An 11,822-nucleotide genomic window follows, 5' to 3' on the forward strand; every position below is an offset into this window, starting at 1 on the left:
CGGCCCCGTCGGATCCCGGGCCGGGAACCGCCGGCAAGGCCCGCGCCTTATTCAAAAGGTCGCGATCCCGGCATAATCCCTGCCTGGTCCATCCCGAAGCACGGCATAAACCATGCTTGTGATAGATACTGGCGGGCCTAAACCGGCGCGATTAGTTTCACGCCCAGGAGATACCAAGTGCTGGAAATTTTGATCGGACGCAGCCAGAACGGCGCTGATGGCCGCGACAAGGTGGGTCTCGGCAGCATCCGGCGGCCGGTGATCGGGCTGGCGCTGGGCGGCGGCGCCGCGCGCGGATTCGCCCATATCGGCATTGTCCGCACCCTGATCGCCCATGGCATCGTTCCCAATGTCGTGGTCGGCACCTCGATCGGCGCGGTGGTCGGCGGGGCCTATGCGGCGGGCCATCTCGACACGCTGGAAGAATGGGCGCGCAGCCTGCAGCCGCGCAACATTCTCGGCTATCTCGATATTCGCCTCAACGGCTCGGGCCTGATCGGGGGCGACAAGCTCGCGGCGCAGCTGGAGGCCGCAATCGGCCCGACCCTGATCGAGGACTTGCCGCTGAAATTCGCGACGGTCGCCACCGAAGTCCGCACCGGCCACGAGATCTGGCTGACCCACGGCCGCATGGTCGACGCGATGCGCGCCTCGTATGCGCTGCCTGGGATATTTTCGCCGGTGCTGGTAGGCGACCGCTGGCTGGTCGACGGCGCGCTGGTGAATCCGGTTCCGGTGTCGGCGGCCCGCGCGCTCGGCGCGGAAATCGTAATCGCCGCCAACCTTTCCAGCGATGTCTTCACCCATTCCACGACGATCTATTCGCACGGCGCGGCGGCGGGCGCGCCGGAGGCCGCGGTCGAGCCCGCGCCGCCGAAACGCGGCTTCGGCAAATTATTTTCGGCCGAGCGCACCATGAAGCGCGAGTTCTTCGGCAGCGGCGGTCGGCCGGGGATCTCCAGCGTCATGGTCGATGCCTTCAACATCATGCAGGACCGCATCACCCGCGCCCGGCTTGCTGGCGACCCGCCGGACATGTTGATCTCGCCCCGGGTCGGCCAGATCGGCTGGTTCGATTTCCACCGCGCCAACGATCTGATCGCGTTCGGCGCACGCGCGGCCGAACGCGCGATCGACTCGATCCAGGAGGCGATCCACATCCTTGCGCCGGCTTCGGGCCGACCTCGGCCGCTGGCCGACAGCAAGGCTGGGCCAGTGGCCGACCAAGAGCCGTGAGATAAGCCTCAGAGACGCTCTGGCCTAAGCTCTCTCGCGGCGTCGCTCAGGCGGTCTTGATGTACTCGCGCAGCGCTTCCTGCTCCATTTCGTATTCGCCGACGCGCCACTTGACGATGTCGCCGATCGAGATCAGGCCGACCACCTTTTCGCCGTCGATGACCGGCAAATGCCTGAACTTGCCCATCGTCATCATTTCCATGATCGCGGCAACCGTATCGGCCGGCCTGCAACTAACGACCTTGCGCGTCATGACGGCGCTGATCGGCTCGTCCAGCACGCCGGCACCGCGTTCGCCGAGCACGCGCACGATGTCGCGCTCCGACAGGATGCCTTCGATGCGGCCTTTGCTCATCGCCAATACGGCGCCGATTTTCCGCTCCGCCAGAACCTTGATCGCAGCGGAGAGCTTGGCGTCCGGCTCGACGCTCTGGATTTGGTGGCCTTTGGAATCGAGAATTGCTCGTACCGTCATTGTCGTCTCCCTGAAGCCGATCGCGCCCTCGAGCGAGCGCGATCTTTGTTCCTTCGAGTCTTCAATCAACAGTCTGGCGCCGCTTTTGTTGCAGCCGCTCGGCAGGCACGCGCATAAGCACGCCGGAGGGTTTATGCCCTTCTTGCCCTTTTGCCTTTTGACAATCGCGATGATGAATGAAATCGCGGTGCGCCGCAAGCAACGATCAGCTGCTGTGCGATGCGTCATGCGATGACGCATCTGCAGCATCGGCGGACGCACGCGGCACCGGATCGAACAGCGAAAACAGCAAGAGCCCCGCGAAAAATCCGCCGATATGCGCCTGCCAGGCGACACTCGCGCCATCGCTGCCGATCGCGATCGATCCGACGCCGAAGATGATGTTGACGCCGAACCAGACCCCGAGAAAACCGAGCACGCGCGGATTGCGCAGCGCGCGCATCAGCGAAAGCGCTGGAACCCTGGCCGCGGCATCGGCGTCGCCGCGGCTGAACGAGAGGAAGCTGCCCTGCACGAAGGCAAAGCGGATCGCGGCCGCCATCGTGCCGGACACCGATGCCGAAGCGCCGATCATCGGCGCCACCGCGTGCTCATGGGTGACGAGATGCGCCAGCGCGCCGGCAACCGCCGTCACCGCCATGAACAGGAAAAACCTGAGCGCGCCGAAGCGGCGCACCAGCGCGCTGCCGAACGGCAACAGCCACAGCACGTTGAAGCCGATATGGCTGAGATTGGCGTGCAGCAGCGAATAGGTCACGAAGGTCCAGACCTTGGCGCCGGCGCCGCCGGGAAAATCGATCGCCAGAAGCGTCGAATCGTAGCGCTTCGGGATGAACCCGAACACGTCGATGGTCCAGTTCTCCCATTCCGGCGGCAGCAGCACCCGTAGATGGATCACCGCCAGCAGCAGGATATAGGCGGTCAGCGCGCCCGGCAGCGTCAGCAGCGGCTCGCGCGGTGGTTGCGGCGGGATGTCCTCTGGCAATTCTGGTGGGGATTCCAAGGGCTCAAGACCTAAAGCGAGCGGCTCTCGCGAGCGGTTGCGCCCCATTAGAGCGTTTTCGGGCGAAGTGGAAGCGCTTCGCGTGAAGAATGCGCATCCGGCCGGCAGCGCAGAAAAAGGCCGGGCTTACGCCCGGCCCTTTCCAATTTGCACGACTATCGAGGGATGGCGGAAATCACCCCTTGGCCAGCGGAACCGCGACGAACCGGGTCGCGTCGGCGGATTTCACCTGCAGTAGCACGCTGTGCTTGCCGTTGGAGCCGGCATCGCTCAGCGCGGAGCGCACATCGCCGACACTGGCGACCGGCTTGCCGCCGACATTGAGGATCACGTCGCCGGTCTTGACGCCATGCTCCGCAGCCGGACCGTCCGGCTCGACAGAGGTGACCACGACGCCCTTTTCGCCGGCGCCCTGGACTTCGCTTGCGGGGGCGAGGCTGAGCCCGAGATGCGGCGTGCCGGCCGCCTCGTTCGACGGCTGCTCGCCGCCGGCATTGGCCCGACGGTCATTCGGCATTTCGCCAAGGGTCAGCGTCACTGGTTTGGATTCACCCTTGTGCAGAACGTCGAGCTTCACGGAAGTGCCCGGCGCCATCACGCTGATGGTGCGCGCCAGATCGCGCGAATCCTTCACATCGGTGCCATTGACCGAGGTGATGATGTCGCCCGCCTCGATGCCCGCCTTGGCGGCCGGGCTGCCGGATTGCGGATTGTCCACCATCGCACCCCTCGCCTGCTTCAGGCCGAGGCTGTCGGCGATGTCGGCCGTCACCGGCTGCACCTGGACGCCGAGCCAGCCGCGCGTGATGTAGCCCTTGTCCTTGAGCTGGGCGACGACGAGTTTGGCGGTGGCCGCGGGAATGTCGAAGCCGATGCCGACCGACCCGCCCGACGGCGAGTAGATCGCGGTGTTCACGCCGATCACATTGCCGTTCATGTCGAACGCCGGACCGCCGGAATTGCCCTTGTTGATGGGCGCGTCGATCTGGACGTAGTCGTCATACGGCCCGGCGCCGATGTCGCGGCCGCGGGCGGAAACGATGCCGGCGGTCACGGTGCCGCCAAGACCGAAGGGATTGCCGACGGCGACCACCCAGTCACCGATGCGCGACGGCTGGTCGGCGAATTTCACGTAGGAGAAATCCTTCTTGCCGTCGACCTTGATCAGCGCGAGGTCGGTCTTCTGGTCGGTGCCGACCACCTTGGCCGTATAGACAGTGCCGTCGTCGGTCGTGACCTGGACCGATTTGGCATGGTCGACCACATGATTGTTGGTCACCGCATAGCCATCGGGCGAAATGAAAAAGCCCGAGCCTTCGCCGGTGATGACCTGATGCTGATGCGGCACGCCGCCGGGGCCGCCGAAACCGCGGAAACCGAATTGCCTGAAAAACTGTTCGGGCGAACCGGATTGATCGGAATTCTCGTCGCTGTCGCGCTGCATCACCGCGGCGTTGCCGCCGTCTTCATCGATCTTGACGCGAACCGAGATCACCGCCGGTTTGACCTTGCTGACGAGATCGGCAAAGCCCGCAGGCCCCTGCCCCGTCGTCTCCGCCGCATGCGCCGATGCGGTCCAAGCGGGAAGATAGTTCGCCACGGGTCCTGCGGCGAGAACGGCCATGCTGAGGCCGGCGACGGAAGCCAGTAGCGCAAGCCGGCGCGGCCTGAAGATTCTTCGTGGTGTGGTGGGCGGGGTATTCGACTGATCGCTCATGTTGGCGTCTCCAATGTTGAGTAAGGGAAAGCTGAATGGAAATCCCTGTTCCAACATTGGCGAGCCCACATTACGAGGTCCTGTTCATCGGATTAATGTTTCGAAAGAACGACGCGACGGAGAGTCGCGGGGCAGTTGCGGCTGGCGGATATTCCGGCGGCGCCATCGACCGGCCCATTCAAAGAGCCACGCGCCGCGGCGGGCGGCCGCGGGTAAAAAGTCCGTGAGAAAATGCCCTCATCCCAATCTGGAATTCTAAATGAGGGCCAGAACGAATTTGCCCGCCGCGGCGTTGGTGGCGCGGTTCCTTTTTTGTTTACGGGAAGGCGCGGCCATGATCAATTCAGTGATTGTCCGGATCGTCGATACTTGCGCCAATTACAGGTGGACGACGATCATCGCCGGGACGCTGCTCATGCTCGGCGCCGGCGCGTTCGCCGCCGCAAAATTCTCCATAAACACCGACGTCGAAGGACTGATATCGCAGGATCTCCCCTGGCATCAGCGTCAGCTCAAGATGTCCGAGGCCTTTCCGCAAAACGGCATTTCGGTGGTCGTAAAGGCACCGACCACCGAGAATGCGGAATTGGCAACCAACGCGCTGGCCGAGCGCCTCGCCAAGCAACGAGACCTGTTTCCGCTGGTCGGCCAGCCCGACAGCGGCGAGTTCTTCGAACGCAACGGTTTGCTGTTCGGCTCCCCCGCCGAGGTCCGGAAAAGCGCCGAAGGGTTGACCAACGCGCAGCCCCTGATCGCGACGCTTGCCGGCGATCCGAGCCTGCGCGGCGTCATGAAGGCGCTCTCGTTTGGGGCGGAAGGAGTCCGTGGCGGCGGGATCAAGCTCGATCAGCTTGCCTGGCCGCTGTCGCTCGCAGACCAAACCCTCAGCGACGTTCTCGCCGGCAGGCCGGCGACGTTTTCCTGGCAGGAGCTGCTGCAGGGCCACAAGCTGCCCGCCGACCAGTTGCGCCATTTCATCGAGGTGCAGCCGACGCTCGATTTTTCGCAGCTGCAACCCGGGCATAGAGCGACCGAGGGCATTCGCCGTGCGGCATCCGATCTCGCCCTGAAGGACAAATTTGGCGCGACAGTCGAGTTGACCGGTCAGGTGCCGATGAATGACGATCAGTTCTCGGTGATCCGGCAAAGCGCCGTGCGCGACACCCTGACCGCGGTGCTCGGCGTCCTGATCGTGCTCTGGCTGGCGCTTCGCTCCCTGAAAATCATCGCCGCAGTGTTCTTCAGTTTGATGGTCGGACTCGCGGCGACGGCGGCGGTCGGGCTTGCCTTGGTCGGTTCCTTCAACCTGATTTCGATCGCCTTCTTCGTGCTGTTCGTCGGCCTCGGCGTCGATTTCGGCATTCAGTTCAGCGTGCGTTACCGATCCGAGCGGCACCAGCATCAAGGCCTGCGCGAGGCGCTGCGCTGGGCGGCCCGCAAAGCGGGCGATCCGCTGGCGCTGGCGGCCGCGGCTACCGCCGTCGGGTTCTTGTCGTTTCTGCCGACCAGCTATCGCGGCCTTTCGGAACTGGGGCTGATCGCCGGCTGCGGCATGCTGATCGCCTTCCTCTGCAGCATCACGCTGGTGCCCGCGATGCTGGCGCTGCTCGACCCGCCCGGCGAGGCCGCAGCGGTCGGTTTCCGCCGTCTCGCGCCGCTCGACGATCTTTTGCAGCGGCACCGCGTTGCCATCATCGCGGGCACCATCCTCGTGGTGCTCGCCGGCACGCCGCTGTTGTGGCATCTGCGGTTCGACTTCAACCCGGTCGATCTGCAGCCCCCGAACTCGCCGTCGGTCGTGACCTACCGGCAACTGCAGAGCGATCCACAGACCAGCGGCAATGATGCGGAAGTCCTGACGCCGTCGCTCGAACAGGCCGACGCCACGGCCAGGCGCCTGGCCGCGCTGCCCGAGGTCTCCCGCGTTCTCACGCTGAGCAATTTCATCTCGGCCGACCAGGATCAGAAGATCGCCGCCTTGAAGGCCGCATCGCGACGGCTTGGCGGCGCCCTCAATCCGCAGCGGCAGCAGCCGGCGCCGAGCGATCAGGACAACGTCGCCGCGATCCAGCGCGCGGCCGAGGATCTTGCCCAGGCGGCAGGCCATGCGACCGGCGCCAGCGCCGACTCCGCGCGGCATGTGTCCGACCTGCTCAAGCGTCTTGCCGCCGCCGACGCCGGCGTCCGCGCCAAAGCCGAAGCGGCACTGGTGCCGCCGCTCACTTACGACCTCGATTGGCTGCGCAAGAGTCTTGCACCCACCCCCGTGACGATCCAAACGCTGCCGCCAAATCTGGTGCGCGACTGGGTATTGCCCGACGGCAGGGCCCGGGTTCAGGCATTACCGAAGGGCGATCCCGGCGACATCAATGTGCTGCAGAATTTCGCGACCGCGGTGCTCCGCGCCGAACCGACGGCCACGGGCGCGGCGGTCAGCTATTATGAATCCGGCAGGGCCATCACCACGGCCTTCATCGAAGCCGCCATTCTGGCGCTCGCCGCCATCGCCATCCTGTTGTTCATCGCGCTGCGGCGCGCGACGGACGTGCTGTTGACGCTCGTTCCCCTCCTGCTCGCTGGTGCTGTGACTCTGCAGATCTGCGTGCTCGACGGCATCGCGCTCAATTTCGCCAACATCATCGCGCTGCCGCTGCTGCTCGGCGTCGGCGTCGCCTTCAAGATCTATTACATCATGGCCTGGCGCGCCGGGAAAACCGGCCTGCTGGAATCGGCGCTGACGCGCGCCGTGGTGTTCAGCGCCATGACCAACGCGATGGCGTTCGGCAGCATGTGGGCCTCGAACTATCCGGGCATGTCGAGCATGGGCAAGCTGATGGCGCTGGCTCTGCTATGCACGATGGCCGCCGCGGTGCTGTTCCAGCCGGTTCTGATGGGACGCCCGCGCCAAGTGCAAAAGCATTCGGACGAAGCCCCGGACTTACGCGAAGCCGCGGAATAGGTCCGATGCAATCGTATCCTTGACGCAGGCACCGCCGATCTGCCTCCTGCCCGATGAATACTGACCCGCATGCTATTTGTCGTCGCGAGCATGCTAAGCCGCGCAGCGGTTCGTGCAAATGGCGCTTTGGGTCAATCGCGCCGTTTCGACCGTCTGCCAGCCACTTCCGGTCATCCCCGAGGAACGGACATCGCCAGATCGGCCGAACTTGTCCGGTTCGTGCCCAATAGGCGACATCAAACGCAGTTCCGATATCATTATACGAACACACAAGCACCACCTGACTGACAAGCGGGAACCCGTGTTCCGGCGCAACCATTGGCTGCGAGCACCATTGATTCACTGTTAAACAAACAAAGGAGTTTTAGAATGTCGAATGCAGACCAGACCGCAAATCGGAATTTCGAGCAGCTTCTGGACGGCAAGGAACGGGATGCGTCGACCAATGCCTTCCCTGGCGGCTTTCAAGCGATCGCCACTGCTTACGGCGACTACACGAAGAAATCGTTTGAAGACACCAAGTCTTTTGTCGAGAAGCTCTCAGGTGTGAGATCGTTCGACAAGGCAGTGGAAGTTCAAACCGAATTCGCCAAGTCGACTTTCGAGACGTTCGTGACAGAGGCGCAGAAGATCGGCGCACTGTATGGCGATCTTGCCAAGCAAGCCTACAAACCATTCGGCGGCTTTCTTACAAAGATGACTCCGACAGCCTGATGAGAGGCTGCCCCGCAATGTTAGAGCAAATGCCCTGACCATTTGCGGGGCGCTTCGCTGCAACCCTGCGCTTGCACCTGCGTCTTGAAGGCGTCCGCTCAGGCGTTTCGAAAAAAGCGAAGAAGTGAGGTGGCCCGCCTCGGGGGCTGGGCGGTTCCCGGGGGTTCCCAGAAAACATCTCCGCCGTGCCGTCAATAGATCCGGAACGAAAGTCCGCGCTGCGATTTAAGAGTAGGAGACCGTCGCTCGCCGTTAACGACGGCGCATGTCGCGGGATAGCCAAAGGTCCCTTGCGGACCCGCTGTTCCAACCAAGCGCTCGCGCAGATAGCCAAATGCGCCGGTCTCCGCCCATCCCATTTGGACTGCGAGCCCCGCATCCGAATGCACGGCTCGTGTTGGAGCGGAGGGAAGCCATCGACCTTGGTATCGGGGTTAATTGGGGTTTCCGCGCGGGAACGGAGATTCCGTTATGCGAAACCGTATTGACATGGACTACTCACACAGCCGCGCAATTGTCCAAGAAATTGGCGAAAGACTGCGGGCGTCATTAGAAATGGATCGAGAGTTGCCGGCGAGCCTCAGAATGCAAATGGACCGGCTCTGCCAAATAGAAGGTCCGTCGCAGCCAAAAAACGTTACTAGGTCGACGCCGCGCTGGCGGACACGCAGCCCACGGACGCGAAGCTAGGCAGTTGCGAGGGTGAGCCATTTGATGTCGGCAGAGGGTCAATCACGAACCAGCGCTTCTCGTATTCTCAATCTCAAGCAGTGGTCTGCTCAATGCGCCGCGCACTCAGGGCAGACCCCGTCTGCTGCTTCGTCGAGCTGGCGGTTAATTTCTTTTTGCAGAGCTTCATGCTCCCATGTTGTGCCATCGCTTTTAATGACTTTAGCGGCACGAACATAGGCATGAGTTTCCGCAGCGTCATCACCGACGCGGATTGTTACATTGTCGTGGAACGGGCAAATCACTGTCGCGCGCGCCGTCGTCAGCGCATATCGAACGACAGAAGCGAGATCGTCGGTCCAGCTATCGACGGACATAAGGAGACCTCTTTCAGCCAGCTCAAGGTCTTTCCTTTAAAAGGCAGATCACAAAAATCATGGCGCACTTTGGTGCGGCTCAATGGTCAGTATCATAACAAACTATGATCTTCGGCGCAGCGCGGTGGATCGTCGCCGCGTTTGCCGTTCGGCCGCGAGAACGGTGGGAAGCTGATCACGTGCGCGACGCCGCGCTCTGCATCGCCAAATTGCCCAAGGCCGAACACGATGCCGATGAATGGCAGGCAGCAATGGAGGCCCTAATGCGAATTGCGGAACCTGAACGACCGCCCGACCTGTACATCCGAAGCCGGGCGGTCGCAGTTCCGCCGATCTCCCCGCGCAGCCTGAAAGCTATCATGACCGACAAATTGACCAAAAAAGGCCAGGGTAGCGAAAACAAATTTCGGCCAGTTTTGGCGCGGTCATAATCGACGCACCTCCCGCGTGGAGTTCCACGTCAGGCTCGCTGCTTCGCCGCATTGCAATATCAACTCGGTTTTTGGCCTGCCAGAAACGTTCCACTGTTACTCGAAAATTTTTGGCTGTGATTTTGTCGGAGACCGGGCAGACATTTGTAAGTTGGCGATCCTAAAATTATCAGCATTATGGGCTAAACTGAACGACCGAAGTGCCCCGGTTGCGGGGCCTATCTGATCCTCGCGCCACCTCCAGGCGGCAAAGGCAGGCGCACGTTCCAATGCTTTGACTGCGATGGCCCTGACCCGCTGAAAACGGATAAGGCTACGGGCTGGCTAAAGAGCGAATTGCAGCCCCCGAAGTAGTTCCAGTCTTGATCGCGCAGCACCCAAGCCACAATCGGACGCCGACCAACTAGAGCCGCCGCCGACCAGGCCATCGCGGCGTGCGGCGGTGATGCGCGCGAGACCGACAAGGCGCTGATCGGAAGGATTGGTACGTCTGAGATGGAGCGGTCCCCATGGCCGAGGTCACGTACTTTGTTGCGCTACCATACGTCGCAACCGATGACGGCGTTGCTGCTGGTGAGCCAATCGAACGCTTCAATCCGACCGCCGTGGTAATGAAAGCCGAAGCGCTATCTCGCAAGGATGGTCACGTCGGCGCGGTTGCGTTCAGTCGTACCGGTGATCCGGCTACCGGCGATTTTAGCGACGCCGAAGTGATCAGGAAGTTCGGTGACGTGCCTGATGACTTGAGCGCATTGTAAGTTGAGTGGGCCAAGTGCCGGGCGCTTAGGCGGCACGTCTGGCCCTTCTTCGACTTATTCAATCCGCAGTCCGCAGATTTCGCATCGTGAACTCGATCTGACCGTCGGGAAGCGGCCGCCAGTTTTCAACAATGACTATATAACCTGCCTGCGGAGCTTGCTTGATGATCTCGAGGGCCTTGCAGCGAGCGGCATCAATCGGCAGCCTAAATATTTCCGATTGCTGCCGGTCAGACATCCGGTCTGCTAAATCGCGAGGGTGAACGAACATGCCGCACCTCTCATTCTAAATCGTCGATTATGAGCGCCGAAACTTGAATTGAAGAACGGGCAACGGCGGCCCGGTTGCTGTTATCCCCGTAAGCCACACAGGACAGCGGCACTGACCTGATAGCGCCTAAGTCGCGTCGGATATCAATCGATGGATTGAGGAAGAGCAGGCCAAAGTGGCAGAAGCACGACCCCGCAGAGTTCAGTGGGATCAAGCGGAGCCGTGCTCCCATGCAAAAAACCGGAACGACGAAACTTGGATCACCGCTCGGTAGAATGCGGAAGCAAATCTAACCCGTCGGATTGTGAGCGAATTGATCTCGGACAATTGGTGCCGAGCGAACGTGCAATTGCTCGAAGAGGAAACGGCCTTAGGTTACCGATCAGATCACAAAGCCGTGGATTGCCGCGCACTAGCGCAGTGGTAGATTTTCGACAAGGCGCGCATCGCCCGTGAGCGCTCCTGATTGGGTTGGCCCCGCGCTTCGATTCCCCCTCCGAGGCCGGGGCTTCTTATTTCTGCCGGCATAAATTTCCCCGCCGGGGGCACCCATTTGAGAAAGCCAAGACGCTGCCGCGTGATCGGAAGGATTGGTATGATTGATGGTGATTAAGTCAGCACTTCTGACAGGAGCATCAAATGGCTCTCTTAAGACGAGAACTGTATCGTCAGGTAAAAGGCCCCGAGATCACCCATGCGGATTGTTGCACGCTAGTTTTCGATACCGACGCGAAAAATTTATACGTCGAGCGCGAAGTGGCACAGCTAGACACGACCGTTGCGGGCGCGATTGAGATACAAACGGCGACAATGGATATTGCGGACTACCTAAAGCAAGGCGGTCAGACCGCTGGGCACCGCGAGCTATGGCGGCTGCTGAGGACGCTTTTCAAAGAGGACCGTAATTCGGACGAGTTGGTCTGGTAGCCAGCTTGAGTTCGCTGCTTCAACAAGATCGCCCTCACCCGCCTTGTTCAGGTCCTCGTGGCGGTGCTGCCAGTGGCGCGGGATCGATAATTAACGGCCGAACGATGACCAACCGACAGGGCCGTCGCAGTGGGCTACGCGAGGTCACCTTGGCGAAGCGAGAACTAACGCCGAGTTGTCGGCCCTCGCTTAGGCCGACAAACCAAAATAAGAAAATCCCGGCAAATGACAGGCCGAAAAGCACGGCGGTCATTGCAAAGGCTTCCTGAGCATTTGACATGACGA

The 11,822-nt window shown here is 61.7% G+C and carries 11 protein-coding genes; 6 read left to right on the plus strand and 5 right to left on the minus strand.

Features of this window, described 5'->3' with window-relative positions; genetic code table 11:
- Positions 1 to 177: 177 nt before the first annotated feature.
- Complete coding sequence (locus B5525_RS38235; RefSeq protein ID WP_079571255.1) at positions 178 to 1,236, plus strand: patatin-like phospholipase family protein; 1,059 nt, start codon at positions 178 to 180, stop codon at positions 1,234 to 1,236.
- Between the two features lie 46 nt (positions 1,237 to 1,282).
- Here B5525_RS38235 and B5525_RS38240 read toward each other — a convergent pair whose 3' ends face one another.
- The 3 genes from B5525_RS38240 to B5525_RS38250 form a co-directional block, all read right to left on the minus strand.
- A complete protein-coding gene (locus tag B5525_RS38240; protein ID WP_079574345.1) occupies positions 1,283 to 1,711 on the minus strand; it encodes a CBS domain-containing protein in 429 nt (142 codons plus the stop codon).
- 205 nt (positions 1,712 to 1,916) lie between these two features.
- Complete coding sequence (locus tag B5525_RS38245) at positions 1,917 to 2,762, minus strand: rhomboid family intramembrane serine protease (RefSeq protein WP_154073701.1); 846 nt, start codon at positions 2,760 to 2,762, stop codon at positions 1,917 to 1,919.
- A gap of 127 nt (positions 2,763 to 2,889) precedes the next feature.
- The gene (locus tag B5525_RS38250) at positions 2,890 to 4,431 is read right to left on the minus strand and encodes a Do family serine endopeptidase (protein ID WP_079571258.1); all 1,542 of its coding nucleotides are present in this window, start codon (positions 4,429 to 4,431) and stop codon (positions 2,890 to 2,892) included.
- Positions 4,432 to 4,765: 334 nt separating this feature from the next.
- On the opposite strand from B5525_RS38250, the gene B5525_RS38255 reads away from it, so the two are divergent.
- Both B5525_RS38255 and B5525_RS38260 read left to right on the plus strand, forming a co-directional pair.
- A complete protein-coding gene (locus B5525_RS38255) occupies positions 4,766 to 7,390 on the plus strand; it encodes an MMPL family transporter (protein WP_079574347.1) in 2,625 nt (874 codons plus the stop codon).
- 369 nt (positions 7,391 to 7,759) lie between these two features.
- Entirely contained in the window at positions 7,760 to 8,104 is a 345-nt protein-coding gene (locus B5525_RS38260; protein ID WP_079571260.1) for a phasin family protein, read from the plus strand.
- A gap of 779 nt (positions 8,105 to 8,883) precedes the next feature.
- Here the strand turns inward: B5525_RS38260 and B5525_RS38265 are convergent.
- Entirely contained in the window at positions 8,884 to 9,150 is a 267-nt protein-coding gene (locus B5525_RS38265) for a hypothetical protein (RefSeq protein WP_079571262.1), read from the minus strand.
- A 104-nt stretch (positions 9,151 to 9,254) separates the two neighbouring features.
- Here B5525_RS38265 and B5525_RS38270 point away from each other — a divergent pair, with 104 nt between their 5' ends.
- The gene (locus B5525_RS38270; protein ID WP_079571263.1) at positions 9,255 to 9,581 is read left to right on the plus strand and encodes a hypothetical protein; all 327 of its coding nucleotides are present in this window, start codon (positions 9,255 to 9,257) and stop codon (positions 9,579 to 9,581) included.
- Between the two features lie 509 nt (positions 9,582 to 10,090).
- Entirely contained in the window at positions 10,091 to 10,339 is a 249-nt protein-coding gene (locus tag B5525_RS38275; protein WP_079571265.1) for a hypothetical protein, read from the plus strand.
- A gap of 58 nt (positions 10,340 to 10,397) precedes the next feature.
- Here the strand turns inward: B5525_RS38275 and B5525_RS38280 are convergent, their stop codons facing one another.
- Positions 10,398 to 10,577, minus strand: a complete 180-nt coding sequence (locus tag B5525_RS38280; protein ID WP_425305236.1) for a hypothetical protein — start codon at positions 10,575 to 10,577, stop codon at positions 10,398 to 10,400.
- 672 nt (positions 10,578 to 11,249) lie between these two features.
- Here B5525_RS38280 and B5525_RS38285 point away from each other — a divergent pair.
- Positions 11,250 to 11,537 carry a hypothetical protein gene (locus B5525_RS38285; protein WP_079571268.1) on the plus strand — a complete coding sequence of 96 codons (288 nt, stop codon included), beginning with the start codon at positions 11,250 to 11,252 and terminating at the stop codon, positions 11,535 to 11,537.
- The last annotated feature ends 285 nt before the right edge of the window (positions 11,538 to 11,822 follow it).

Origin of the sequence: Bradyrhizobium erythrophlei (assembly GCF_900129505.1) — a bacterium.
GTDB lineage: Bacteria > Pseudomonadota > Alphaproteobacteria > Rhizobiales > Xanthobacteraceae > Bradyrhizobium > Bradyrhizobium erythrophlei_D.